Consider the following 26,149-nt stretch of genomic DNA (forward strand, 5'->3'; position numbering starts at 1 on the left):
CCAATCAAGGTTGTTCATGTGCGGTACATCATCCGGCTTTCTTCGATGACGGCAGGGCAAAGCCCGATACCGAGCGCCGCATTTCGCTGGCCATTTTCGCCAGGTTGCCGATGCTTTCGGCGGTGGCCGATGTGCCCGAGGTGGTCTGCGAAGTGGTCTGCTGAATGACGGTCATGATCTGCGAAATCTGCCCGGCAGACTCGGCCTGTTGGTGGGCGGCATCGGTGATACTTTCGATCAGCTCGGCCAGCACTCTGGACACCCCTTCGATTTCGCCCAGCGCCACCCCGGCGTCCTGCGCCAGCCGGGCACCGCGCACCACTTCGCTGGTGGTCTGCTCCATGGAGATAACCGCCTCGTTGGTGTCGTTCTGGATGGCCCGGACCAGCGTTTCGATCTGCTTGGTCGCAGACGACGAACGCTCGGCCAGCCGTTGTACTTCGTCGGCTACCACGGCAAACCCTCGTCCGGCATCACCGGCCATCGACGCCTGAATGGCAGCGTTGAGGGCCAGAATATTGGTCTGGTCGGCAATGTCGTCAATCAGGCTGACGATGTCGCCAATCTCCTGTGACGACTCGCCCAGACGCTTGATGCGCTTGGAGGTGTCCTGAATCTGCTCGCGAATGTTGTCCATGCCATGAATGGTGTTTTGCACCACCTCGTTGCCTTTATTGGCTATCGTCACGGAGCGCTCCGCCACGGCCGAGGACTCCGAGGCGTTGGTCGAAACCTGATCGATGGACGCCGCCATGTCGTTGATCGCTGTCGACGCCGCACTGATCTGCAACGCCTGGTGCTCTGAAGCAGCCGACAATTGCATGGCCGTCGCCTGGGTTTCGGTCACCGCAGCCGCTACCTGCTCGGCAGTCAGGTTGATGGTCACCACCAGCTCGCGCAACTGGTCGATGGAGTAATTGATGGAGTCGGCAATCGCCCCGGTGAAGTCCTCGGTCACCGAGGCCGTGACCGTCAGGTCGCCATCGGCGAGGTTCTCGATCTCGTCCAGCAGACGCATGATCGCCGTCTGGTTGCGTTCGCTCTTCTGCGCAGTTTCGCGCAACTGGCGATTGGTCTCGCGCACCATGACCAGACCGATGAGGATGATCGACGCCAGCGCCAGCAAGCCCAGCACATAGCCGCCGACGGTGTTCATGGTGCGGCGCTTGGCAAGGTTTTCCAGGCTGTTGGCGAGTACCGAGGTTTCATCCAGCAGGGTCTGTGAGGTGTTGAAGATGTTGCCCGAGGCCTCGCGCACCTGATACAGCTCGGGCGAGGTTTCGAGAATCTCGTCCACCGAGCCGGAGACGAATTCGAACAGCTCGGCGATCTCCGCCAGCCGCGCGCGCGCATCGCGGTCCTCGACTTGGGATATGCGCAGCGTGGCGTTGCCCTCCAGCATGCCGTTGAGCACCCGACCAAACTGGCTGGCATCGCGACCAAAGGCGTCGGCGGCCTGCACAGCCGTTTCATCACCGGCCAGCACGGTGTTGACCGAGCCGAGAATTCGTTCTGCGAGCAGCGCCTGGCGTTGCGCAACCACCACCTGTGCGGCGGGCGCACGGCTTTGCAGCAGACTCTCGACGACTTTCTCGTATTCGGCCTGCAATTGCGGAATGGTTTCGGCCAGTGTTGCCGCCACCTGATGCAGCGACAGAACGGTCTGTTCGCTGGCCAGAATCACGTCGGTGCTCTTGCGCAGTCCTTCCCAGTCACGTTGCACGGTGCGCAATTCGTCGCGTATCAGGTCGGGGGCCGCAGGCAATCCGGTGGCCGGGTCGCCCTTTCTCAGATAGCCCCAGCGCACGTCGAAATCATTGCGCGCATCGGCCAGCAACTTGAACGCCTGGGTTTTGCCGGCAGCCGCTTCGGTGGCGTTTTTCGCGATGCGTTGCGACAGGACGCGCAGCTCACCGGCATGCCCGATGTACTGTTTGTCGTAGTTGGACTGAGTGTTGAGGTAAGCGAAGTTGGCGAACAGCAACATGATGAAAACGATAAGCGCCACGAACAGCAGAGTAATCTGCGTCCGGCTTCTTGCGCCTTCCCTTGACCGGTCTGTACTACTCATTAATCAGGCCCCCGCCTGGATCAATTGTGAAACACACCAGGCCCGACATGCTAGGAAGCCAGGTCCATGAACTCCGCAGACTGCACCAGCGCCCACGGGCTGAAGATCTGCCACGCCTGTTCGCGGATAAACTGCCCGCGCAGGAACGGCACCATACGCTGATCCATGTCCTGCGGGGTCTGGGGTATGAGGCTCAACTGACTGAAACGTTGCATGCCGAACACTTCATCGACCAGCAGACCGGCAAATACATCATGGTGCTCGACCACCAGCACCCGTCGCTGTTTGCGCACCGGCACCAGTTCGTGGCCGAAAAACCCGCACAGATCCATGAGTGGCAACAAGCGACCGCGCAGGTTGGCGATACCCGCCACCCAGAACTTCACACCGGGCATTACCGCATGATGGGGTTCGTGAAGGATTTCGGCGATCTCGCCGATCGGCGCTACAAACCGTTGCTCGCCCATGCGAAAGCCGATACCGACCCAGTCCTGCTGATGGGCTTCCTGCAGCGGCAGGCCCGCCGCCAGCGAACGACAGCGTCGATCCATATCCAGAAGCAGTTCAAAAGCGGTGCGCGGCTCGGCCATGGCGATTCCGGCAATCAGCCGGCCAGCACCGCATTCAGGGTTTTCATCAGGGTTTCTTCGTCCACCGGCTTGGTCAGGTAATCGCGTGCGCCCTGACGCTTGCCCCAGACCTTGTCGGTCTCCTGATCCTTGGTGGTAATCATGATCACCGGGATCATGCTGGTGTCGGCATCCTTGGTCAGCTGACGCGTGGCCTGAAAGCCGTTGAGCCCCGGCATGACGATGTCCATCAGCACGGCATCGGGCTTTTCCTGACGGGCCAGGGCCACGCCATCAGCGCCGTTTTCGGCCTTGAGCACTTCATGACCGTGCTTTTCCAGCATGCCGGTGAGTTTGTACATTTCAGTCGGCGAGTCATCGACGATCAATATTCGAGCCATGGGTGTTCCCCGTCAGATTACGAGCGCGCTACATCAGGCGCGGGCGTCATGGTATGTGTTGTTCTGCTGCAACGAAGCCCGGCACATGAGCCTTGATCGCGCTGAGCAGTTCTTCCTTGCTGAAAGGCTTGGTCAAAAACTGATCGGAACCGACAATCCGCCCCTTGGCCTTGTCGAACAGGCCGTCCTTGGAGGACAGCATGATGACCGGCGTCGACTTGAATGCCCGGTTGTTCTTGATCAGCGCGCAGGTCTGATAACCGTCCAGACGCGGCATCATGATATCGACGAATATGATTCGCGGGTGGTTATCGGCAATCTTGGCCAGCGCGTCGAAACCGTCTATCGCAGTGATGACTTCACAGCCTGCGTTCTTGAGCAGTGTTTCGGCGGTGCGGCGGATGGTCTTCGAATCATCGATGACCATGACTTTCAGGGCGGAGGCGTGTTGTTCCATAGCTGCTCTTCCATCGCCGCAGCGAATTTTTGCGCATTCTGCGAGGCACTGGGAGCCTGACGGTATCGCTTCGTTGACCCACTGGGACCGAAGACCGGATGCCGAGCCTTTTTAGCACACTCTCCAGACGCAATCCATAAAGTGCACCTTGGCGCATCGCGGCAGGCCTGCCCCTTGACCGGGAGCAATCGGAGCGCCACCCTGATGCCAATTTTACGGCCGTTGCGGCCCTTACCGATCAGAGGATATTGCCCATGAGCGTTCGCCTAGGGATTGTCATGGACCCCATTGAGCGCATTTCCTATAAAAAGGACAGCTCGCTGGCCATGCTGCTTGCCGCCCAGGAACGCGGCTGGTCACTGTTCTATATGGAACAGAAAGACCTGTATCAGAACGCCGGCCAAGCCCGCGCACGCATGAAGCCGCTCAAGGTGTTTGCCGATCCGGCCAAGTGGTTCGAGTTCGAAGCCGAAGTCGACGCAGGTCTTGACGATCTGGACGTGATCCTGATGCGCAAGGATCCGCCGTTCGACATGGAGTTCGTCTACGCCACCTACCTGCTGGAGCAGGCCGAGCGTGCCGGCGTCCTGGTGGTCAACAAGCCGCAGAGCCTGCGTGACTGCAACGAGAAGCTGTTCGCCACGCTGTTCCCGCAGTGCACACCGCCGACACTGGTCAGTCGCCGCGCGGACATCATCCGTGAATTCGCCGAACAGCACGGCGACGTGATCCTCAAGCCGCTGGACGGCATGGGCGGTGCGTCGATCTTCCGCCATCGTGCGGGCGATCCGAACCTGTCAGTGATCCTCGAAACCCTGACCGCCCACGGCACGCAGCAAATCATGGCGCAGGGCTACCTGCCCGCCATCAAGGACGGCGACAAACGCATTCTGATGGTCGATGGCGAACCGGTCCCGTATTGCCTGGCGCGCATCCCGGCAGCCGGCGAAACGCGTGGCAATCTGGCGGCAGGCGGGCGTGGCGAGGCCCGTCCGTTGAGCGACAAGGACCGCTGGATCGCCGAACAGATCGGCCCGACCCTGCGTGAAAAAGGCCTGCTGTTCGTCGGCCTCGACGTGATCGGTGAGCACCTGACCGAAATCAACGTCACCAGCCCGACCTGCATCCGCGAGATCGACAACGCCTTCGGCACCAACATTGGTGGCCTGCTGATGGACGCGATCGAGAAGAAGCTGCAAGCACGCAAGGGCTGATCAGCCACTGACGCCGCCGGCCACGGTCAACACCGTGCGCCACGGCGTCAGATCGATTCCCTTCGTCCGATCCGCAGCAGAGCGGCGCGGCACATTGCGTTATCATGCGCCACCTGTAACACGACACGGATTTTGACATGCAGGCTGACGAGATGCTGAACCGCCAATGACATCCATGGCCAAAAACGACCTCCCCCTGGAACTCGCCAACGCCGGTGTGCGTCCTGCCGATCGCCTGGGCTTTACCATGATGATCGCGGCGCTGATTCACCTCGCGGTGATCCTTGGCGTGGGGTTCACCTATGTAAAGCCGGAGCAGATCTCGCAGACGCTGGAAATCACCCTGGCCACCTTCAAAAGCGAAGAAAAGCCCAAGCAGGCTGACTTTCTGGCGCAAGACGATCAGCAGGGCAGCGGCACCCTGGACAAGGCCGAAACGCTCAAGACCACTGAACTGGCGCCCTATCAAGACACCAAGGTCAACAAGGTCACGCCGCCCCCGGCCAGCAAGCCGGTGGTCAAACAGGAAGCGCCGAAGACCGCCGTCGCGACTACCGCGCCCAGCCAGCAGAAAACCGTTGCTAAACGCGATGAGGTCAAGCCCGAGCCCGCCACCAAGGCTGCACCGACCTTCGACAGCTCGGAACTGAGCAACGAAATCGCCAGCCTGGAAGCCGAACTGTCGACCGAACAGCAGCTTTACGCCAAGCGCCCGAAGATCCACCGTCTCAATGCGGCGTCGACCATGCGCGACAAAGGCGCCTGGTACAAGGATGACTGGCGCAAGAAGGTCGAGCGGGTCGGAAACCTGAACTATCCTGAGGAAGCACGACGCAAGCAGATCTACGGTAATTTGCGACTTCTTGTGTCAATCAATCGGGACGGCTCGTTGTATGAAGTGCTGGTGCTTGAATCTTCAGGGCAGCCTTTGCTGGATCAGGCCGCACAACGAATCGTGCGTCTGGCGGCGCCTTTTGCGCCGTTCACCGGCGATCTGGCGGATATTGATCGACTGGAGATCATCCGCACCTGGAAATTTGCACGCGGAGACAAGCTGTCAAGCAACTGAACTTTTTGCCCGCTGACGCTCGACACCCACACGTGTCAGTTGTCAGCCGCGCAAGGCAACGCCAAACTAGGGCTCATGAAAAAAGTCTCTCCGAGTTATCTCAAGCATCAGTTCCTCATCGCCATGCCTCACATGCACGATGAGAACTTTGCTCAGACCTTGACCTACATTGTCGAGCACAACGCCAATGGCGCCATGGGGCTGGTGATCAACCGCCCGCAAAGCCTGACCCTGGCCGATGTACTCGAACAACTGCGACCGGAGCTTCCGGCACCGAGACACTGCCAGGACATCGTCATTCATACCGGCGGGCCGGTGCAGACCGATCGCGGCTTTGTCCTGCATCCCAGCGGCCAGACCTTTCAGGCGACGGTCAATCTTCCGGGCGGAATTTCCTTGTCGACTTCTCAGGATGTGCTGTTCTCCATCGCCGATGGCTACGGACCTGATCAAAATGTGATCACCCTGGGTTATGCGGGATGGGATGCCGGTCAACTGGATGCTGAAATGGCCGACAATGCCTGGCTGACCTGTTCGTTCGACCCGGCCATCCTGTTCGATGTGGACAGCGAGCAGCGTCTGGACGCCGCCGCCAGACGTCTGGGCATCAATCTCAACCTGATCTCGACCCAGGCAGGGCACGCTTGATGGCCGCCTTACGGCTGCTGCTGGGCATTGATTACGGCACCAAACAGATCGGCGTTGCGGTCGGCCAGGCGATTACCGGCCAGGCACGTGAACTCTGCACGCTCAAGGCGCAGAATGGCGTGCCGGACTGGGACAAGGTCCAGGCGCTGATCAACGAGTGGAAACCTGATGCGATCGTGGTGGGTCTGCCGTTGAACATGGACGGCACGCCCAGCGACATGAGCGCGCGCGCGGAAAAGTTTTCGCGCAAGCTCAACGGACGCTTTGGTGTAACGGTCTACACCCATGATGAACGCCTGACCACCTTCGAAGCCAAGGGCGAGCGCATGGCGCGCGGCGGCCAGAAGGGCAGCTATCGCGACAATCCGGTGGATGCCATTGCCGCTGCGCTATTGCTGCAAGGCTGGCTGGATGAGCACCCCGAACTGTTGAATGTGTGACTTTTTCTGCCGTTATCGCTTCGAGATACCCGGATTCCACGTTATCGCTTGAGCATCGCGCCACGGACCAGACTGTGTAAAAACGTCACGAGCGAAGGCAAGACAAGGCAAAAAAAAGCGGAGTTTAGGTGTTCTGAATGAGCATTTTTCGCCTGTTTTTAACGCAGTATTGCCAAGCGCAGTAGTTTTTACACAGTCTGGGAAGGACGCTGCCCGAGCCTCTAAGGAGCAACCATGAGCCTGCCCGATCCCGCCGAACTGATTCGTCAGATGGCCACTGACCTGAACGCTCACCTGAGCAAGCGCGGCATCAGCGACCCTCGTTTCATCGGCATCCGCACTGGCGGTGTCTGGGTTGCCCAGACGCTGCTCAAGGCACTGAACAACCCCGCTCCGCTGGGCACGCTGGACGTTTCGTTCTATCGCGATGATTTCAGCCAGAACGGCCTGCACCCTCAGGTGCGCCCTTCTGAACTGCCGTTCGAGATCGAAGGCCAGCACCTGGTGCTGATCGATGACGTGCTGATGAGCGGCCGCACCGTCCGCGCCGCGCTCAACGAACTGTTCGATTACGGCCGCCCGGCCAGTGTCACGCTGGTCTGCCTGCTGGACCTGGACGCCGGTGAACTGCCGGTGCGTCCGAACGTGGTCGGCGCCACCCTGTCGCTGGCACCGAATGAACGCATCAAGCTGTCCGGCCCCGAGCCGCTGGCGCTCGAACTTCAAGACCTCTCCACCGCCCTTTAAGAGTCCATTGCGATGACGCCTCTCGACGCCAAGCGCCCGCTGCAGCTCAACCACTTGGGCCAGCTGCGCCATTTCCTGTCTCTGGACGGCTTGCCCCGCGAGCTGCTTACCGAAATTCTCGACACGGCCGACTCGTTCCTTGAAGTCGGCGCCCGGGCGGTCAAGAAAGTCCCGTTGTTGCGCGGCAAGACGGTGTGCAACGTGTTCTTCGAGAACTCCACGCGCACCCGCACCACCTTTGAGCTGGCAGCCCAGCGCCTGTCAGCCGACGTGATCACGCTGAACGTCTCGACCTCGTCCACCAGCAAGGGGGAAACGCTGTTCGACACCTTGCGCAACCTCGAAGCGATGGCCGCCGACATGTTCGTCGTGCGCCACGCCGACTCGGGTGCGGCGCACTTCATTGCCGAACACGTATGCCCGGACGTCGCGATCATCAACGGCGGCGACGGACGCCATGCCCACCCGACCCAGGGCATGCTCGACATGCTGACCATCCGCCGTCACAAGGGCGGTTTCGAGAACCTGTCGGTGGCCATCGTCGGTGACATCCTGCATTCACGGGTCGCACGCTCCAATATGCTTGCGCTCAAGGCGCTGGGCTGCCCGGATATCCGCGTGATCGGGCCGAAAACCCTGCTGCCGGTAGGCGTCGAGCAATACGGGGTCAAGGTCTACACCGACCTCAACGAAGGTTTGAAGGACGTGGACGTGGTCATCATGCTGCGCCTGCAGCGTGAACGCATGACCGGCGGCCTGCTGCCCAGCGAAGGCGAGTTCTACCGCCTGTTCGGCCTGACCACCGCGCGCCTGGCGGCTGCGAAGCCGGATGCGATTGTCATGCACCCCGGCCCGATCAACCGCGGCGTGGAAATCGAATCGGCAGTGGCCGACGGCGCGCATTCGGTGATTCTCAATCAAGTGACTTACGGTATCGCGATCCGCATGGCGGTGCTGTCCATGGCCATGAGCGGACAAAACGCACAACGCCAATTCGAACAGGAGAACGCCCAGTGAAGCTCAGCATCCTCGGCGCTCGCGTCATCGACCCGGTCAGCGGGCTGGATCAAATCACTGACCTGCACCTTGAAGCAGGCAAACTCAGCGCCATCGGTTCGGCCCCGGCGGGTTTCGAGCCCACTCAGACCATCGACGCTACCGGGCTGGTCGCAGCACCGGGCCTGGTCGACCTCAATGTGTCCTTGCGCGAACCTGGCTACAGTCGCAAGGGCAGCATCGCCAGCGAAACCCGCGCAGCGGTGGCAGGCGGCGTGACCAGCCTGTGCTGCCCGCCACGTACCAAACCGGTGCTCGACACCTCGGCAGTGGCCGAGCTGATCCTCGACCGCGCCCGTGAGGCCGGGTTCAGCAAGGTGTTCCCCATCGGGGCGCTGAGCAAGGGCCTGGAAGGCGAACAGCTGGCAGAACTGATCGCCCTGCGCGACGCAGGTTGCGTGGCCTTCGGCAATGGTCTGAGCAGCTTCAGCAACACCCGCACGCTGTGCCGGGCACTGGAATATGCGGCGACCTTCGACCTGACGGTGATTTTCAACTCGCAGGATCGTGATCTGGCCGAAGGCGGTCTGGCACACGATGGTCCGACGGCCAGTTTCCTGGGTCTGGCGGGCATTCCCGAGACGGCCGAAACCGTAGCGATGGCTCGCGACCTGTTGCTGGTCGAACAGAGCGGTGTACGTGCGCACTTCAGCCAGCTGACCAGTGCCCGTGGCGCGGCGCTGATCGCCCAGGCACAGGCGCGCGGTCTGCCGGTGACGGCGGATGTGGCGTTGTATCAGTTGATTCTGACTGACGAGGCGCTGATCGACTTCTCCAGCCTCTATCACGTCCAGCCGCCGCTGCGCACCCGCGCTGACCGCGATGGTCTGCGTGAAGCGGTGAAGAGCGGTGTCATTCAGGCGATTTCCAGCCATCACCAGCCGCACGAACGCGATGCCAAGCTGGCGCCGTTTGGCGCTACGGAGCCGGGCATCAGCAGCGTCGAACTGTTGCTGCCGCTGGCCATGACCCTGGTGGATGACGGCCTGCTGGACCTGCCGACCCTGATCGCCCGCCTGAGCAGCGGCCCTGCCGCCGCGCTGCGCCTGCCAGCCGGCAAGCTGAGCGCAGGAGCGCCTGCCGACATCGTCCTGTTCGACCCTGCCGCCTCGACGGTTGCCGGCGAGACCTGGCTGTCAAAAGGCGAAAACTGCCCCTTCATCGGTCACTGCCTGCCCGGTTCGGTACGCTACACACTGGTGGATGGACGGATCAGCTACAGCCGTTGAGCCCGCTCCGGGCTCTCGCTCCCACGTTCCTCGTTGCATCACTGTGGGAGCGAGCCGGGCGACGCTCTGCGTCAGCCCCTCTGCCCAAGCTTTACCCGCGTCGGGCGTTCTTCATCGAGATCTGGTCATTCAATGTCCAGAAGTCATAGAGGATGCCCACCAGAAACAGCCCGCCGGTAAACAGGTAGATAACACCGGTAATCCACTTGCCCTGGTACATGCGGTGCACGCCGAACAGGCCGAGGAAGGTCAGCAGCACCCACGCAACGCTGTAGTCGGTGGAGCCGGGGGTAAAGCGCAGGTCGGCGTCACGGTCCATCGACGGGATCAGGAACAGGTCGATCAGCCAGCCAATGCCAAACAGACCGAACGTGAAGAACCAGATGGTCCCGGTGACCGGTTTGCCGTAGTAGAAGCGATGCGCTCCCAGGAAGCCGAAAATCCACATCAGGTAACCCATGACCTTGCTGTGTGTGTCTGAACGATAGGCGTTCATTTTTGCCCTCTTTGTGCTGATAGAAAAAAATACATAACAAAATTGTGACTTGGTTTCCCTATTCCGACGTATGGCACATGAGGCGGTTTAATGCCGCCAAGCCCTTGTCGCTAAAGGGATTAGCCCGAAAAAAGAAAGAGTCTGTCGCATAAAACGCAATGATGCCACTGTGATGCGCTCGACAAATGGGGTCAGTTTTTTTGAAAAAGCTGTTATAAAGTTGCGCGCTGACCACCATGAGCCCTGCCGAATGCGTCCTTTTTTCAAGACATGGCTAACCATTTGCCTATTTATGCCACTGGCCGCCCACGCCACCAATCGTGAGCAACAACTTCCTGCGAGCTTCACGGGCTACACCGCCAAAAGCCACTCTTCACCGGCACTCGCGACTCGCAATGCACCCAAGGAAGCCACCACCACCCGAACTCAGTACGGCGCTACCAGCGCCGTCCAGAAGCCGCTTTCACGCAAGAACGCCAAAAAAATCGCGGCCTTGCAGGCTTCTGCCCCTGCCAAGCAAGGCAGCGCCGTTGTAAAACGCGCCTTGCAGGCTGTGGGCACGCCTTATCGCTGGGGCGGCACCACGCCCGGCAAAGGCCTGGACTGCAGCGGACTGGTCAAATACGCCTACACGGATGTCCGTGAGGTCGACCTGCCACGCACCTCCAATGCCATGGCCCAGGGTCATGGTCAGACGGTGGATCGCAAGGATCTGAAACCCGGTGACCTGCTGTTCTTCAATATCAAGAGCCGCAACATCAACCACGTCGCCATTTACCTGGGCGACAACAAGTTCGTTCATGCGCCGCGCCGTGGCAAGGCCGTAACTGTCGATACGCTGAACAAACCGTATTGGAACAGTCACTACAAGATCGCCAAGCGCGTGCTGCCCAAGCAACCCGGACAGATGCGTGTGGTTCAGCGCTGATCCTGGTGTGAATCCGCGGTCCGCAAGCCGCATCTGAAAAAAGGGGTCTTGAACGAGTTCAAGACCCCTTTTTCGTTCCTGCAGCCTCCCTGCGATCAGAAGTTATCCGGCACCTTGGCACGTTCGCGCGCGCTTTCACGGGTGATCAGCCCCTTCTTCACCAGATCGGCCAGGCACATGTCCAGCGTCTGCATGCCCATCGAGCCGCCCGTCTGGATCGACGAATACATCTGCGCCACCTTGTCCTCGCGGATCAGGTTACGGATCGCCGGGGTGCCCATCATGATTTCGTGTGCCGCCACGCGTCCGCCGCCGACCTTCTTGAGCAACGCCTGCGAAACCACGGCGTGCAGCGATTCGGAGAGCATCGAGCGAATCATCGACTTTTCCTGAGCCGGAAACACATCGACGATCCGGTCGATGGTCTTGGCTGCTGATGTGGTGTGCAGCGTGCCGAATACCAGGTGGCCGGTTTCAGCCGCGGTCAGCGCCAGGCGGATGGTCTCCAGGTCACGCATCTCCCCGACCAGAATCACGTCCGGGTCTTCACGCAACGCCGAGCGCAGCGCCTCCGAGAAGCCCAGTGTGTCGCGGTGCACCTCGCGCTGGTTGACCAGGCACTTCTTCGACTCGTGGACGAATTCGATCGGGTCCTCGATGGTAAGAATGTGGTGATGCTTGTTGTTATTCAGGTAGTCGATCATCGCCGCCAGGGTGGTCGACTTGCCTGAGCCGGTCGGACCGGTGACCAGAATCAGGCCACGCGCCACGTCGGTAATCTTCCGAAACACACTGCCCATGCCCAAGTCTTCCATGCTCAGGATTTTCGAAGGGATGGTCCGGAAGACCGCGCCAGCACCGCGGTTCTGGTTGAAAGCGTTGACCCGAAACCGCGCCACGCCCGGCACTTCGAAGGAAAAGTCGGTTTCCAGCCGTTCTTCGAAGTCCTGCCGTTGCTTGTCGTTCATGATGTCGTAGATCAGCGCCTTGACCTCCTTCGCGTCCAGCGGAGGCAGGTTGATACGCCGTACATCGCCGTCGACGCGGATCATTGGCGGCAGACCTGCAGAGAGGTGCAAATCCGACGCGCCCTGTTTGGCACTGAAGGCCAGCAGCTCGGTAATATCCATACAGCTCCTCAATCACATAGAATGCCGCAGACTTTAGCCCTGCTGGCGCAAATCAATGTCCACGATAGCAGCGAACATTTCAACGCTCGAACAGCGAATTCGCGACGCAGCGCTTGCTGCTGAGCGCGATCCAGCGTCCGTCGGCCTGCTGGCGGTGAGTAAAACCAAGCCCGCCAGTGACCTGCGTGAAGCTTACACCGCAGGTTTGCGCGATTTTGGCGAAAATTATTTACAGGAAGCACTGGGCAAACAGCTCGAACTGAGCGACCTACCCTTGTGCTGGCACTTTATTGGCCCCATTCAATCGAACAAGACGCGAGCTATCGCCGAGAACTTCGACTGGGTACATTCCGTGGACCGCCTGAAAATCGCTCAACGCCTGTCCGAGCAACGCCCCGAAGCGCTTGAACCGCTGAACATCTGCATTCAGGTGAACGTCAGTGGCGAAGCCAGCAAATCGGGCTGTACGCCTCAGGACCTGCCTGCGCTGGCCGCGGCCATCAGCGCCCTGCCGCGACTCAGGTTGCGCGGCCTGATGGCTATCCCCGAGCCTACAGACGATCCTGCGGCGCAGAACGCATCCTTCGCCGCAGTGCGCACGCTGCAGGAGCAATTGCACCTGCCGCTCGACACACTTTCCATGGGCATGAGCCACGACCTGGAAGCCGCCGTTGCACAAGGCGCGACCTGGGTGCGCATCGGCACCGCTCTTTTTGGCGCCCGCGACTATGGCCAGCCATAACCTCTTCATAAGGACCCCTTCATGAGCAAGACCCGTATTGCCTTCGTTGGTGCCGGAAACATGGCCGCCAGCCTGATCGGCGGCCTGCGCGCCCAGGGCGTGGAGGCGGCACTGATCAGTGCCAGTGCGCCGGGTGCCGAAACCCGCGAGCGCATCGCCAACGATCACGGCATCCAGGTATTCGCCGACAACGCCGACGCGATCAATGGCGCCGACGTGGTGGTACTGGCGGTCAAGCCGCAGATGATGAAAAACGTCTGCCAGGCCTTGAAGCCCAGTCTCGAACCTCACCAGCTGATTGTTTCGGTCGCGGCCGGCATCACCTGCGCCAGCCTGACGCAATGGCTGGGCGAGCAGCCGGTGGTGCGCTGCATGCCCAATACGCCCTCACTGCTGCGTCAGGGTGCCAGCGGGTTGTACGCGACCGACAACGTCACGCCAGAGCAGCGTGAGCAGGCCGAGGCGTTGCTGGCCGCAGTCGGCATCGCGGTCTGGGTCGAGCAGGAAAAACACATGGACGCTGTCACGGCAGTGTCCGGCAGTGGCCCGGCGTATTTCTTTCTGATGATGGAAGCGATGACCGCGGCAGGCGTGAAACTGGGTCTGCCAGAGGACATCGCTAAAAAGCTGACCCTGCAGACAGCGCTGGGCTCGGCCTTGATCGCGACTGGCAGTGATGCAGGCGCTGGCGAGCTGCGTCGTCGCGTTACATCGCCGGGCGGGACCACCGAGGCGGCCATCAAGGCATTTCAGGCGGGCGGTTTCGAGGCACTGGTGGAAACGGCACTGACCGCCGCAGACCATCGTGCAGCCGAGCTGGCTGAACAACTGGGCAAATAATTTTCGGGTTTTCTGGAGCAGATCGATGATCGGATTGAACACCGCTGCAATTTACGTCCTGCAGACGCTTGGCAGTCTTTACCTGCTGATCGTGCTGTTGCGCTTCGTCCTGCAACTGGTACGGGCCAACTTCTACAACCCGCTGTGCCAGTTCATCGTGCGCGCCACCCAGCCGCTGCTCAAGCCGCTGCGACGCATCATCCCCAGCCTGTTCGGGCTGGACATGTCTTCGCTGGTGCTGGCGATCATCGTGCAGATGATCCTGATGGCCCTGACCCTGCTGCTGATGTTCGGCACCACGGGCGACCCGCTGCACCTGCTGCTGTGGTCGATCATCGGCGTGACCGCGCTGTTCCTGAAGATATTCTTCTTTGCCCTGATCATCAGCGTGATTCTGTCGTGGGTCGCACCGGGCAGCCACAACCCTGGCGCGGAACTGGTCAACCAGATCTGCGAACCGGCACTGGCACCGTTCCGCAGGATCGTCCCGAACCTGGGCGGCCTGGACATCTCGCCGATCCTCGCATTCCTGGTGCTCAAGCTGCTGGACATGCTGGTCATCAACAACCTCGCCGCCATGAGCGGCATGCCGGATGTGCTGCGGCTGTTGATGTAAGCACTCTTGTTCCCGCGCTAGAGGTTCCCGCGCTGGAGCGTGACGTTCGAAAGAACGCCTATCGTGCCCATGCTCCGCGTGGGCATGCCGTTCTGGACGCTCCGCGTCCTATCCGGAGCATGCGGCACGGCGCAGATCTGTGACGCGGAGCGTCACCCTAGGCATTCCCGCGCTGGAGCGTGAGGAACGATCACCTCGTAACTATCGTGCCGTTGATTTACGTCTCACAACATCCCTTATTGCCGCTGCACCCCGCGGTCTTTAGACTTACGCCTCATTTATGCGAGAGCAGGGTCGATGCCCACGGTATTCCCTCACGATTCTGTCGGACTGGTCACACCGCAAACGGCGCATTTCAGCGAGCCTCTGGCGCTGGCCTGTGGTCGTTCGTTGCCAGCCTATGACCTGATTTACGAAACCTACGGTCAACTCAACGCCGCACGCAGCAATGCCGTGCTGATCTGTCATGCGCTGTCCGGGCATCACCATGCCGCAGGCTTCCACAGTGCCGATGACCGCAAACCCGGTTGGTGGGACAGCTGTATCGGTCCCGGCAAGCCTATCGACACCAACAAGTTCTTCGTCGTCAGCCTTAACAATCTGGGCGGCTGCAATGGCTCCACCGGGCCGAGCAGCATTGACCCGGACACCGGCAAGCCGTTCGGTGCCAATTTCCCGGTGGTGACCGTGGAAGACTGGGTCAACAGCCAGGCCCGGCTGGCGGATCTGCTGGGTATCGACACCTGGGCAGCGGTCATTGGCGGCAGTCTGGGTGGCATGCAGGCACTGCAATGGACCATCAGCTACCCGGATCGCGTGCGCCATTGCCTGGCAATCGCCTCGGCGCCCAAGCTGTCGGCACAGAACATCGCATTCAACGAGGTGGCGCGCCAAGCCATTCTTACCGACCCTGAATTTCACGGCGGTTCGTTCCAGGAACGCGGAGTGATTCCCAAACGCGGCCTGATGCTGGCGCGGATGGTCGGGCACATCACCTACCTGTCGGATGACTCGATGGGCGAGAAATTCGGCCGTGGCCTGAAGAGCGAAAAACTCAACTACGATTTCCACAGCGTCGAGTTTCAGGTCGAGAGCTACCTGCGTTATCAGGGTGAGGAGTTTTCCGGGCGTTTTGACGCCAATACCTACCTGTTGATGACCAAAGCGCTGGATTACTTCGACCCTGCGGCGAACTTCAACGATGATCTGGCCAAGACCTTCGCCAACGCCACCGCCAAATTCTGCGTGATGTCGTTCACCACCGACTGGCGCTTCTCGCCAGCCCGCTCGCGGGAACTGGTGGACGCGCTGATGGCCGCGCGCAAGGACGTCTGCTACCTGGAAATCGACGCACCTCAAGGCCACGACGCCTTTCTGATCCCGATTCCGCGCTACTTGCAGGCTTTCGGTAATTACATGAACCGAATTTCGTTGTGAGGACGCCATGAGAGCCGATCTGGAAATCATTCAGGAATGGATTCCCGCGGGCAGCCGCGTGCTCGATCTGGGTTGTGGCGACGGCGAATTGCTGACCTGGCTGCGTGACCACAAGCAGGTCACCGGCTACGGGCTGGAAAACGACGCCGCCAACATTGCCGAGTGTGTCGCCAAGGGCATCAACGTCATCGAGCAGGACCTCGACAAGGGGCTGGGCAACTTTGCCAGCAACAGCTTTGACGTCGTGGTCATGACCCAGGCCCTGCAAGCGGTGCATTACCCGGACCGAATCCTCGACGAGATGCTGCGCGTCGGTCGCCAGTGCATCATCACCTTCCCGAACTTCGGTCACTGGCGCTGCCGCTGGTACCTGGCGAGCAAGGGCCGCATGCCAGTGTCCGAATTCCTGCCGTATACCTGGTACAACACGCCGAACATTCACTTCTGCACCTTCGGCGACTTCGAAGAGCTGTGCCGCGAGCGCGATGCGCAGGTGCTCGACAGGCTGGCGGTCGATCAGCAACATCGTCATGGCTGGGCCAGCAAACTCTGGCCCAATCTGCTCGGCGAGATCGGCATCTACCGCGTCACCAGCCCTGGGCTGACGGACCACAGGATTGCCGTTTAACCGACCGTTCCCAAGCACCACGACAGGCCAACCATGAACCTCACACAACTCGTACTGGCCAGCCACAATGGCGGCAAACTCAAGGAACTCCAAGCCATGCTCGGCGGCAGTGTAACGCTGCGCTCGGTCAGCGAGTTCAGTCTGGTGGAGCCGGAAGAAACCGGCCTGTCATTCGTCGAGAATGCAATCCTCAAGGCACGCAACGCCGCGCGTCTGTCCGGTCTGCCTGCGCTGGCCGACGACTCAGGGCTGGCGGTGGACTTTCTCGGCGGTGCGCCGGGTATCTATTCCGCACGCTACGCCGATGGCCAGGGCGATGCCGCCAACAACGCCAAGCTGCTGGAAGCGCTCAAAGACGTGCCGGACGACCAGCGTGGTGCACAGTTCGTCTGCGTATTGGCGCTGGTGCGCCACGCCGACGATCCATTGCCGATCCTCTGTGAAGGGCTGTGGCACGGGCGCATCCTGCACGCCGCCAGCGGTGAACACGGCTTCGGCTATGACCCGCTGTTCTGGGTGCCGGAGCGCAACTGCTCGAGTGCCGAACTGGGCCCGACCGAGAAGAACCAACTCAGCCACCGCGCCCGCGCGATGGTCCTGTTGCGGCAACGCCTGGGTCTGCAATGACCCACGATTCGCCTGCGCAGCCGCTGTTTCTCGGCGAGAGCGGCTTCTCGTCAGAGAGCCCGCGCCCTGCACTGCCGCACCTGCCGCCGTTGTCGCTGTACATCCATATTCCGTGGTGCGTGCGCAAATGCCCGTACTGCGACTTCAACTCGCACACTGCCAGCCCGGTGCTGCCGGAACAGGAATACGTCGACGCCCTGCTCGCCGACCTGGACCTGGACCTGCCGCACGTCTACGGCCGCGAGCTGCAATCGATCTTCTTTGGTGGCGGTACGCCGAGCCTGTTCAGCGCCGATGCGCTGGGGCGCCTGCTGCAAGGCGTCGAACAGCGCATCTGTTTTGCCAGCGATATCGAGATCACGCTGGAAGCCAACCCGGGCACCTTCGAGCAGGTCAAGTTCAGCGCCTATCGCGGCCTGGGCATCAATCGACTGTCGATCGGCATTCAGAGCTTTCAGGAATCCAAACTCAAGGCGCTGGGCCGCATTCACAACGGCGACGAAGCAATTCGTGCCGCCGATATGGCGCGTCAGGCCGGTTTCGACAACTTCAACCTGGACCTGATGCACGGCCTGCCGGATCAGTCCCAGGACGAGGCGCTGGCCGATCTGCGCCAGGCCATTGCCCTCGCGCCGACCCACCTGTCCTGGTATCAACTGACCCTGGAGCCCAACACGGTGTTCTGGAATCAGCCACCGGTGCTGCCCGAAGACGACATTCTTTGGGACATTCAGGAAACCGGACAGCAGTTGCTGGCCACTCATGGCTACGCGCAATACGAAGTGTCGGCTTATGCACAGCCCGGAAAACCGGCGCGGCATAACCTCAACTATTGGGCGTTCGGTGATTTCATCGGCATCGGCGCAGGTGCACACGGCAAGCTGAGCCACCCGGACGGGCGCATCATGCGCACCTGGAAAACCCGGCTGCCCAAGGATTACCTGAACCCGGACAAGCCGTTTCAGGCCGGTTCCAAGCTGTTGCCGCTGGATGAATTGCCGTTCGAATTCCTGATGAACGCACTGCGACTGACAAATGGTGTGGACGCTGCGTTATTTCGCGAAAGAACCGGTCTAAGCCTCGATTCGCTGGCCGAGGCGCGTCGACAGGCTGAACAAAAGGGGTTGCTGCACCAGGACCCGACACGCCTGATCGCCACGCCACAAGGCCAGCTGTTCCTCAACGACCTGCTGCAATACTTTCTGATCTAAGGACCCTGCATGGATTTCGTACTCGATTTGCTCGCCACCGTCTCGCGCTGGAGCCGCAGCAATCTCTCGGAAATCGCGCTCGCGCTGGTGGGCTGCCTGCTGGTGCTGTTCGGCTCGGACATCAAAGGCTGGCTGGAACAGCGAATCAGCGGCATCACAGGCGCTCTGCGCATCCCGCTCATCGCCCTGCTGTGCGCCGTGGGCAGCGGCGCGGCGCTGATCTATGCCACGCCTTGGGTAGTGCGCGGCCTCAGCCAGTTCAACAACTACAGCCTGGCGCCGGTGCTGTTGGTGGTGCTGGTGCTGATCGGGGTAATTGCGGACCGCAAGTAAGCGCTGCTTTTTCAAACGCAGCAAAAAGCCCGGCATCTCTGCCGGGCTTTTTAGTGTTGCCGATGCAGATCAAGGCACCAGTTTGTCCAGCAACGCCTTGTCACGCACCGCGCCCTTGTCAGCGCTGGTCGCCAGCAGGGCGTAGGCCTTGAGGGCGGTGGTCACTTTGCGTGGACGCGACTCGACAGGTTTCCAGCCTTTCTTGTCCTGTTCGGTGCGACGCTCGGCCATCTCGGCATCGTCGATCAGCAGGTTGATCGAGCGATTGGGGATGTCGATCAGCACCTTGTCACCGTCGCGCACCAGACCGATCGCTCCGCCTGCCGCAGCTTCCGGTGAGGCGTGGCCGATGGACAGGCCGGACGTACCGCCCGAGAAGCGGCCATCAGTCAGCAGTGCGCAATCCTTGCCCAGCCCCTTGGACTTCAGGTAGGACGTCGGGTAGAGCATTTCCTGCATGCCCGGGCCGCCTTTCGGGCCTTCGTAGCGGATGATGACAATGTCGCCCGCTTTGACTTCGTCAGCGAGAATCCCGCGCACCGCGCTGTCCTGGCTTTCGAAGATCTTCGCGTTGCCTTCGAAGACGTGGATCGACTCGTCGACGCCAGCGGTTTTCACCACGCAGCCGTCCAGTGCGATGTTGCCGTACAGCACGGCCAGGCCACCTTCTTGCGAATAGGCGTGCTGGACGCTACGGATGCAGCCGTTTTCACGGTCAGCATCCAGGCTGTCCCAGCGGGTCGACTGGCTGAACGCGGTCTGCGTCGGGATGCCCGCCGGGCCTGCCTTGAAGAAGGTGTGCACGGCCTCGTCGTCAGTCTGGGTGATGTCCCATTTGGCGATGCCTTCAGCCAGGGTCTTGCTGTGTACGGTCGGCAGGTCGGTGTGCAGCAGGCCGCCACGAGCCAGCTCGCCGAGGATGCTGAAGATCCCGCCCGCGCGGTGCACGTCTTCCATGTGGTACTTCTGGATGTTCGGCGCGACCTTGCACAGCTGCGGCACCTTGCGCGACAGGCGGTCGATGTGGCGCAGGTCGAAGTCGATCTCGGCTTCCTGAGCAGCGGCCAGCAAGTGCAGGATGGTGTTGGTCGAACCGCCCATGGCGATGTCCAGCGTCATGGCGTTCTCGAACGCCTTGAAGTTGGCGATGTTGCGCGGCAACACCGAGTCATCGTTTTCCTTGTAGTACTGACGGCACAGGTCAACGATGGTGCGGCCGGCCTGCAGGAACAGTTGCTCGCGGTCGCTGTGGGTGGCGAGTGCGGAACCGTTGCCCGGCAGGGCCAGACCCAGTGCTTCGGTCAGGCAGTTCATCGAGTTGGCGGTGAACATGCCGGAACACGACCCGCAGGTCGGACAGGCGCTGCGCTCGTACTCGGCGACTTTTTCGTCACTGGCTGTGGAGTCGGCGGCGATGACCATCGCATCGACCAGATCCAGGCCATGGCTGGCCAGTTTGGTCTTGCCCGCTTCCATTGGCCCACCGGAGACGAAGATCACCGGAATGTTCAGGCGCAACGACGCCATCAGCATGCCCGGGGTGATCTTGTCGCAGTTGGAAATGCACACGATGGCGTCGGCGCAATGCGCATTGACCATGTACTCGACCGAGTCGGCAATGATCTCGCGGCTCGGCAGCGAATAGAGCATCCCGTCGTGGCCCATGGCGATGCCATCGTCGACCGCAATGGTGTTGAATTCCTTGGCCACGCCACCGGCGCGCTCGACTTCACGCGCGACCAGCTGGCCCATGTCCTTGAGGTGGACGTGGCCGGGTACGAACTGGGTGAAGGAGTTGGCGATGGCAATGATCGGTTTCTTGAAGTCTTCGTCCTTCATGCCCGTGGCGCGCCACAGGGCACGGGCGCCGGCCATGTTACGGCCGTGGGTGGACGTTTTCGAGCGGTAATCAGGCATTGAAACACTCCGGCAAAAATAAGGCTGATCAGGAAGGGAGTGAGCTTCTATTGACGTCGCGAACGAGCGGCAGTGACCGCAGGCAGCGAAGAAACCGAACACCACGGGATCACCGTGTATTCGGCCTGAGCTCATAAACCCGCCGGGGATGACTGGCGATGAATAGCGCCGATTCTACACCGCCGGGTGGTTTGGTGGGGTCCGAATATCGGTCTTGGCACGGCGTTGCAAATCCCGATGGACAAAAGGCTGTCAGCCCATCTATCTTCCTCGGCAGGCCGCCTCATGTGGCCACGTCGCTCGGACGGTTCCGGGCGCTTACGTACGCGAGATACTCATGGCAGACCAAGGTTCGCCGCGCCGCTTTGCGCGCATCGATCGACTCCCCCCTTACGTGTTCAACATCACCGCCGAGCTGAAAATGGCTGCTCGTCGTCGCGGTGAGGACATTATCGACCTGAGCATGGGCAACCCCGACGGGGCCACACCGCCGCACATTGTCGAAAAACTGATCACCGTCGCCCAGCGCGAAGACACCCACGGCTACTCCACCTCGCGCGGCATTCCACGCCTGCGTCGGGCGATTTCCAACTGGTACAAGAAGCGCTACGAGGTCGACATCGACCCTGAAAGCGAAGCGATCGTGACCATTGGTTCCAAGGAAGGCCTGGCCCACCTGATGCTCGCCACGCTGGATCAGGGTGACACGGTGCTGGTGCCCAACCCCAGTTACCCGATCCACATCTACGGTGCCGTGATTGCCGGCGCCCAGGTGCGATCGGTGCCGCTGGTGCCAGGCGTGGACTTCTTCGACGAGCTGGAAAAAGCCATTCGCGGCTCGATTCCCAAGCCGAAGATGATGATTCTGGGCTTTCCGTCCAACCCGACTGCGCAATGTGTGGAGCTGGATTTCTTCGAGCGCGTGGTGGCTCTGGCCAAACAGTACGACGTGCTGGTGGTGCATGACCTGGCGTACGCCGACATCGTCTACGATGGCTGGAAAGCCCCGTCGATCATGCAGGTGCCGGGCGCCAAGGACATTGCCGTGGAGTTCTTCACCTTGTCCAAGAGCTACAACATGGCGGGCTGGCGGATTGGCTTCATGGTCGGCAACCCCGAACTGGTGAATGCACTGGCGCGGATCAAGAGTTACCACGACTACGGTACCTTCACGCCACTTCAGGTGGCGGCGATTGCCGCGCTGGAAGGCGATCAGCAGTGCGTGCTCGACATTGCCGAGCAGTATCGCCAGCGCCGCAACGTGCTGGTCAAGGGCTTGCACGAGCTGGGCTGGATGGTCGAGAACCCCAAGGCCTCTATGTACGTCTGGGCGAAGATTCCACAGGCTTATGCGCACCTGGGTTCGCTGGAGTTCGCCAAGAAGCTGCTGGCCGAAGCCAAGGTGTGTGTCTCGCCGGGCATCGGTTTCGGTGAGTACGGCGACGATCATGTGCGCTTCGCCCTGATCGAGAACCAGGACCGCATCCGCCAGGCCGTTCGTGGCATCCGCAGCATGTTCAGGGCCGACGACAAGCTCAAGTCCTGAGTTCCTTCTGAGACACCGCGCCTGCTGACCGACTGCGCTCGGCAGGCGTGGACGCTGCAACCAACCGCCTCTCCACACCTGACCGACAGTCGCCTCGGCAATTTTTGATTTCTGCAAATCACCGCAGACCGGTATGATCGCGCGCCCCGATACACCCGGAAGCCTGACCTGAAATGAAACCCACCTTGATCGCCGCCGCAGAACTCGATCGCATCGACACCTGGGCCAAATACTCCAGCCACATGTGCGGGGGCTGCGTCTCCAGTTGCTGCACGTTGCCGGTAGAAGTGAAGATCAAGGACCTGATCCGCATCGGCATCGTCGATGAGTTCGAACGCGGCGACCCGGCCAAGAACATCGCCAAGCGTCTGCAGAAAGAAGGCATCGTCGAGCGCTACAACCAGAAGTCCGAGATCTTCACCTTGCAGCGCATGAGCAACAACGACTGCCTGTACCTGGACCGCAAAAGCCGCCTGTGCACCATCTATGACAAGCGCCCGGACACCTGCCGCAACCACCCGAAAGTCGGGCCGCGCCCCGGTTATTGCGCGTACAAGCCCAAAGAAGTCGTGCGTCAGGAAAGCGGCTCACTGAGAAACGCCACGAGCGCGCCAGTGCCAAAATTCTGATTCGTGAAAGGCGGCGCAGTACGCCGGACATCATCGCTATCAATCAAGCCCCGCACAGGGGCTTTTTTGTGCGCGATGGAAAAAGCCTATCGATGTTAATTTTTGTGAAAAATAAAAATACTTCACATTATTTACTCATTGATTCACTATCAGATTCACAGATCAGAACAATAACGTCCGAATGTCGGCTTCACAGGCATCGGCACTGACTTCGAGGATTACTGCATGACTGGCAAAAACGTTGGCGTTATCGGCCTGGGTGCGATGGGTCTGGGCATTGCCCGCTCGTTGCTGCGTAGCGGCTTCACTGTGCATGCCTGTGATGTGCGCACCAGCGTGACCGAAGCATTCGCCCAGGAAGGCGGGGTTGCCTGTGATTCTCCGGCCAGCATGGCCGCTGCCTGCGATGTGATCATCACAGTCGTAGTCAACGCCGAGCAGACCGAAACCGTGCTGTTTGGCGAAAACGGCGCTATTGCCGCCCTGCGTCCAGGCTGCCTGGTCATCGGTTGCGCCACCGTCGCGCCCACCTTCGCCGTCGAACTGGGCGAGCGTCTGGCCGCACAAAACCTGCTGTACCTCGATGCGCCTATCTCCGGCGGTGCCGCCAAGGCTGCCGCAGGTCAGATGACCATGATGACCTCCGGCCCTGCCGAGTCCTACGCCAAGGCAGAAGCCATCCTCAACGGCATGGCCGGCAAGGTCTATCGCCTGGGCGACGTCCACGGTCTGGGTTCGAAAGTCAAAATCATCAATCAGTTGCTCGCGGGTGTACACATCGCCGCCAGTGCCGAAGCCATGGCCCTCGGCCTGCGCGAAGGTGTCGATGCTGACGCACTGTATGAAGTGATCACCAACAGTGCCGGTAACTCGTGGATGTTCGAAAACCGCGTGCCGCACATCCTCAATGCCGATTACACGCCGCTGTCGGCCGTGGACATCTTCGTCAAGGACCTGGGTCTGGTGCTGGATACCGCACGCAGCAGCAAATTCCCGCTGCCGCTCTCGGCCACCGCGCACCAGATGTTCATGCAGGCATCCAGCGCCGGCTTCGGTCGCGAGGATGACTCGGCCGTGATCAAGATTTTCCCGGGCATCGAGTTGCCGAAAGCCAAGCCAGAAAAAGCCTGAGGAGCGACTGATGAGCCTGAATAACGCTCGCCCGCTGCTGGGCTGCATTGCCGATGACTTCACCGGCGCCACCGACCTGGCCAACATGCTGGTGCGGGGCGGCATGCGCACCGTGCAGAGCATTGGCATCCCCAGCGCCGAGATGGCTGCCGGTCTCGACGCCGACGCGATTGTCATCGCGCTGAAATCGCGTACCACGCCCAGCGCCGACGCGGTGGCTGAATCCCTGGCGGCTCTGGAGTGGCTGCGCGAGCGCGGCTGCGAGCAGATCTTCTTCAAATACTGCTCGACGTTCGATTCCACCGCCGCGGGTAACATCGGCCAGGTCAGCGAAGCACTGCTGGAGCAACTGGGCAGCGATTTCACCCTCGCCTGCCCCGCCTTCCCGGAAAACGGCCGCACGATTTTCCGTGGTCATCTGTTCGTACAGGACCAGTTACTCAGTGAATCGGGCATGCAGAACCACCCGCTGACGCCCATGACCGACGCCAATCTGGTGCGTGTGCTGCAAGCGCAGACCCGCCACAAGGTCGGCCTGTTGCGCTATGACAGCATTGCCCAGGGCGTCGAAGGCGTGCGCAACAGAATTGCCGAGCTGCGCGCCGAAGGTGTGAGCATGGCGATCGCCGATGCCCTGTCGGATGCATATTTGTATACCCTGGGCGAAGCCTGCGCCGACTTGCCGCTGCTGACCGGTGGCTCGGGTCTGGCGCTGGGCCTGCCGGGTAACTTCCGCAAGGCAGGCAAGCTGCGCGATATCGATGCCGCCAAACAGGTCGCCATCAGTGGCGGCGAAGTGGTACTGGCGGGTAGCGCATCAGTCGCCACCAACGGTCAGGTTGCGGCCTGGCTGGAAGCCGATCGCCCTGCGCTGCGCATCAATCCGCTGGACCTGGCCGCTGGCAAGCCAGTGGTCGAGCAGGCGCTGGCCTTCGCCAGAGATGCCGGGCAGACCGTATTGATCTACGCCACCAGCACACCGGATGAAGTCAAAGCCGTGCAGAAAGAACTGGGCGTCGAACGCTCCGGAGCCATGGTCGAAGCCGCACTCGGCGAAATCGCCAAAGGGCTGCTGGACGCAGGCGTACGGCGTTTCGTGGTTGCCGGTGGCGAAACTTCCGGTGCCGTGGTTCAGGCACTGGGCGTGCAGTTGCTGCAGATCGGCGCACAGATTGATCCGGGCGTTCCGGCCACGGTGAGCAGCGGCGCACAACCGCTGGCTCTGGCCCTCAAATCCGGCAATTTCGGTGCGCGCGACTTCTTCGCCAAGGCGCTCAAGCAACTGGCGGGGGCGGCCTGATGATCGACGAAAACGCACTGCGTCAGGAAATCTGCGACGTCGGCCGTTTGCTGTATGGCCGTGGCTATACGGTGGGCAGCGCCGGCAACATCAGCGCACGACTCGACGACGGCTGGCTGATTACCCCGACCGACGCCTGCCTGGGCCGCATGGACCCGGCCGATATCGCCAAGGTCAATCTGGCCGGTGAATGGGTGTCCGGCAGCAAGCCGTCCAAGACCCTGGCCCTGCACCGCGAAGTCTACGACCGCAACCCGCAGGTCGGCGGCGTGGTGCATACGCACTCGACGCATCTGGTCGCCCTGACCCTGGCCGGAGTGTGGCAGGAGGACGACATTCTGCCGCCGCTGACGCCGTATCAGGTCATGAAGGTCGGGCATATCCCCTTGATCCCTTACGAACGTCCCGGCTCACCGAAAGTCGCCGAGCGCGTGGCGGAATTGGCCAACAGCGTGCGCGGCGTGATGCTGGAGCGCCTCGGTCCAGTGGTCTGGGAAAGCTCGGTGGCCAAGGCCTGCTATGCCCTGGAGGAGCTGGAAGAGACTGCCCGTCTGTGGCTGATGAGCAACCCCAAACCTGCACCGCTGGACCCGGCGGCGCTTGAAGAGCTGCGTCAGGTGTTCGGCGCCAGGTGGTAACGAGCACACGGTGATCGGGGAGCGCATTGCGCCTCCCGGTCGAAAAACAATAACAACAGGAATCGAGAGCATGACTCACCCCTACCCCGCTGTTTCGTT

At 61.1% G+C, this 26,149-nt stretch carries 28 protein-coding genes; 21 read left to right on the forward strand and 7 right to left on the reverse strand.

Going from position 1 to position 26,149, the window contains the following annotated elements:
* Positions 1-28: 28 nt before the first annotated feature.
* From LCH65_RS21250 to pilG, 4 genes are read right to left on the reverse strand one after another with little or no spacing between them, the layout of a single operon-like run.
* Positions 29-2,071 (reverse strand): methyl-accepting chemotaxis protein, encoded by a 2,043-nt coding sequence (locus LCH65_RS21250; protein ID WP_122267216.1) that lies wholly within the window; start codon positions 2,069-2,071, stop codon positions 29-31.
* 50 nt (positions 2,072-2,121) lie between these two features.
* Positions 2,122-2,661, reverse strand: coding sequence for a chemotaxis protein CheW (locus LCH65_RS21255; RefSeq protein ID WP_003432055.1), 540 nt, complete (start codon positions 2,659-2,661; stop codon positions 2,122-2,124).
* 14 nt (positions 2,662-2,675) lie between these two features.
* Positions 2,676-3,041 carry a twitching motility response regulator PilH gene (gene pilH / locus LCH65_RS21260; RefSeq protein ID WP_003316741.1) on the reverse strand — a complete coding sequence of 122 codons (366 nt, stop codon included), beginning with the start codon at positions 3,039-3,041 and terminating at the stop codon, positions 2,676-2,678.
* 46 nt (positions 3,042-3,087) lie between these two features.
* Positions 3,088-3,498: a twitching motility response regulator PilG gene (gene pilG / locus LCH65_RS21265; RefSeq protein ID WP_003366149.1), complete on the reverse strand. Its 411-nt coding sequence runs from the start codon at positions 3,496-3,498 to the stop codon at positions 3,088-3,090.
* A gap of 254 nt (positions 3,499-3,752) precedes the next feature.
* Here pilG and gshB point away from each other — a divergent pair, with 254 nt between their 5' ends.
* The 7 genes from gshB (at position 3,753) to LCH65_RS21300 (ending at position 9,901) form a co-directional block, all read left to right on the forward strand.
* Positions 3,753-4,712, forward strand: coding sequence for a glutathione synthase (gene gshB / locus LCH65_RS21270; protein ID WP_003316740.1), 960 nt, complete (start codon positions 3,753-3,755; stop codon positions 4,710-4,712).
* A 166-nt stretch (positions 4,713-4,878) separates the two neighbouring features.
* Complete coding sequence (locus tag LCH65_RS21275; RefSeq protein ID WP_032609252.1) at positions 4,879-5,781, forward strand: energy transducer TonB; 903 nt, start codon at positions 4,879-4,881, stop codon at positions 5,779-5,781.
* 75 nt (positions 5,782-5,856) lie between these two features.
* Positions 5,857-6,429, forward strand: coding sequence for a YqgE/AlgH family protein (locus LCH65_RS21280; RefSeq protein WP_003366147.1), 573 nt, complete (start codon positions 5,857-5,859; stop codon positions 6,427-6,429).
* Positions 6,429-6,869, forward strand: a complete 441-nt coding sequence (gene ruvX / locus LCH65_RS21285; protein ID WP_002551734.1) for a Holliday junction resolvase RuvX — start codon at positions 6,429-6,431, stop codon at positions 6,867-6,869. Before LCH65_RS21280 ends, ruvX begins: the two co-directional genes overlap by 1 nt.
* Positions 6,870-7,103: 234 nt before the next feature.
* Positions 7,104-7,616 (forward strand): bifunctional pyr operon transcriptional regulator/uracil phosphoribosyltransferase PyrR, encoded by a 513-nt coding sequence (gene pyrR, locus LCH65_RS21290; protein ID WP_044308684.1) that lies wholly within the window; start codon positions 7,104-7,106, stop codon positions 7,614-7,616.
* Between the two features lie 12 nt (positions 7,617-7,628).
* Positions 7,629-8,633, forward strand: a complete 1,005-nt coding sequence (locus tag LCH65_RS21295) for an aspartate carbamoyltransferase catalytic subunit (RefSeq protein WP_003366142.1) — start codon at positions 7,629-7,631, stop codon at positions 8,631-8,633.
* Positions 8,630-9,901, forward strand: a complete 1,272-nt coding sequence (locus LCH65_RS21300) for a dihydroorotase (protein ID WP_060708578.1) — start codon at positions 8,630-8,632, stop codon at positions 9,899-9,901. The genes LCH65_RS21295 and LCH65_RS21300 overlap by 4 nt, the downstream gene beginning before the upstream one ends.
* Before the next feature lie 91 nt (positions 9,902-9,992).
* On the opposite strand, the gene LCH65_RS21305 is transcribed toward LCH65_RS21300, so the two are convergent.
* Complete coding sequence (locus tag LCH65_RS21305) at positions 9,993-10,397, reverse strand: TM2 domain-containing protein (protein WP_003432061.1); 405 nt, start codon at positions 10,395-10,397, stop codon at positions 9,993-9,995.
* Between the two features lie 250 nt (positions 10,398-10,647).
* Between LCH65_RS21305 and LCH65_RS21310 the strand changes: the two genes are divergently transcribed.
* A complete protein-coding gene (locus LCH65_RS21310) occupies positions 10,648-11,325 on the forward strand; it encodes a C40 family peptidase (protein ID WP_003432065.1) in 678 nt (225 codons plus the stop codon).
* A gap of 95 nt (positions 11,326-11,420) precedes the next feature.
* Here LCH65_RS21310 and LCH65_RS21315 read toward each other — a convergent pair whose 3' ends face one another.
* Positions 11,421-12,455, reverse strand: coding sequence for a type IV pilus twitching motility protein PilT (locus tag LCH65_RS21315; protein ID WP_003366137.1), 1,035 nt, complete (start codon positions 12,453-12,455; stop codon positions 11,421-11,423).
* A gap of 55 nt (positions 12,456-12,510) precedes the next feature.
* Here LCH65_RS21315 and LCH65_RS21320 point away from each other — a divergent pair, with 55 nt between their 5' ends.
* From LCH65_RS21320 to LCH65_RS21355, 8 genes are all read left to right on the forward strand, one after another.
* Complete coding sequence (locus LCH65_RS21320; RefSeq protein WP_003366136.1) at positions 12,511-13,197, forward strand: YggS family pyridoxal phosphate-dependent enzyme; 687 nt, start codon at positions 12,511-12,513, stop codon at positions 13,195-13,197.
* A gap of 21 nt (positions 13,198-13,218) precedes the next feature.
* Positions 13,219-14,037 (forward strand): pyrroline-5-carboxylate reductase, encoded by an 819-nt coding sequence (gene proC, locus LCH65_RS21325; RefSeq protein ID WP_003366134.1) that lies wholly within the window; start codon positions 13,219-13,221, stop codon positions 14,035-14,037.
* 25 nt (positions 14,038-14,062) lie between these two features.
* Complete coding sequence (locus LCH65_RS21330) at positions 14,063-14,653, forward strand: YggT family protein (RefSeq protein ID WP_003366132.1); 591 nt, start codon at positions 14,063-14,065, stop codon at positions 14,651-14,653.
* 297 nt (positions 14,654-14,950) lie between these two features.
* A complete protein-coding gene (locus LCH65_RS21335; protein ID WP_003432070.1) occupies positions 14,951-16,090 on the forward strand; it encodes a homoserine O-acetyltransferase in 1,140 nt (379 codons plus the stop codon).
* A 7-nt stretch (positions 16,091-16,097) separates the two neighbouring features.
* Entirely contained in the window at positions 16,098-16,718 is a 621-nt protein-coding gene (gene metW / locus LCH65_RS21340) for a methionine biosynthesis protein MetW (protein WP_003316724.1), read from the forward strand.
* A gap of 33 nt (positions 16,719-16,751) precedes the next feature.
* Complete coding sequence (rdgB, locus tag LCH65_RS21345) at positions 16,752-17,345, forward strand: RdgB/HAM1 family non-canonical purine NTP pyrophosphatase (RefSeq protein ID WP_003366128.1); 594 nt, start codon at positions 16,752-16,754, stop codon at positions 17,343-17,345.
* Positions 17,342-18,556, forward strand: coding sequence for a radical SAM family heme chaperone HemW (gene hemW / locus LCH65_RS21350; protein ID WP_044308687.1), 1,215 nt, complete (start codon positions 17,342-17,344; stop codon positions 18,554-18,556). Before rdgB ends, hemW begins: the two co-directional genes overlap by 4 nt.
* Before the next feature lie 9 nt (positions 18,557-18,565).
* The gene (locus tag LCH65_RS21355; protein WP_002551720.1) at positions 18,566-18,889 is read left to right on the forward strand and encodes a DUF3392 domain-containing protein; all 324 of its coding nucleotides are present in this window, start codon (positions 18,566-18,568) and stop codon (positions 18,887-18,889) included.
* Between the two features lie 69 nt (positions 18,890-18,958).
* On the opposite strand, the gene ilvD is transcribed toward LCH65_RS21355, so the two are convergent.
* Entirely contained in the window at positions 18,959-20,806 is a 1,848-nt protein-coding gene (gene ilvD / locus LCH65_RS21360) for a dihydroxy-acid dehydratase (protein ID WP_044308688.1), read from the reverse strand.
* Positions 20,807-21,143: 337 nt separating this feature from the next.
* Between ilvD and alaC the strand changes: the two genes are divergently transcribed.
* From alaC to LCH65_RS21385, 5 genes are all read left to right on the forward strand, one after another.
* Positions 21,144-22,352 (forward strand): alanine transaminase, encoded by a 1,209-nt coding sequence (alaC, locus tag LCH65_RS21365; protein ID WP_003346356.1) that lies wholly within the window; start codon positions 21,144-21,146, stop codon positions 22,350-22,352.
* Between the two features lie 173 nt (positions 22,353-22,525).
* Positions 22,526-22,981 (forward strand): YkgJ family cysteine cluster protein, encoded by a 456-nt coding sequence (locus LCH65_RS21370; protein WP_002551717.1) that lies wholly within the window; start codon positions 22,526-22,528, stop codon positions 22,979-22,981.
* A gap of 225 nt (positions 22,982-23,206) precedes the next feature.
* The gene (gene ltnD / locus LCH65_RS21375) at positions 23,207-24,112 is read left to right on the forward strand and encodes an L-threonate dehydrogenase (protein WP_003316718.1); all 906 of its coding nucleotides are present in this window, start codon (positions 23,207-23,209) and stop codon (positions 24,110-24,112) included.
* A 10-nt stretch (positions 24,113-24,122) separates the two neighbouring features.
* A complete protein-coding gene (gene otnK / locus LCH65_RS21380; protein ID WP_226439779.1) occupies positions 24,123-25,412 on the forward strand; it encodes a 3-oxo-tetronate kinase in 1,290 nt (429 codons plus the stop codon).
* Positions 25,412-26,050, forward strand: a complete 639-nt coding sequence (locus LCH65_RS21385) for an aldolase (RefSeq protein WP_003392253.1) — start codon at positions 25,412-25,414, stop codon at positions 26,048-26,050. The genes otnK and LCH65_RS21385 overlap by 1 nt, the downstream gene beginning before the upstream one ends.
* The last annotated feature ends 99 nt before the right edge of the window (positions 26,051-26,149 follow it).

This window comes from Pseudomonas sp. MWU16-30316, from assembly GCF_020515645.1.
GTDB classification, from domain to species: domain Bacteria; phylum Pseudomonadota; class Gammaproteobacteria; order Pseudomonadales; family Pseudomonadaceae; genus Aquipseudomonas; species Aquipseudomonas cerasi.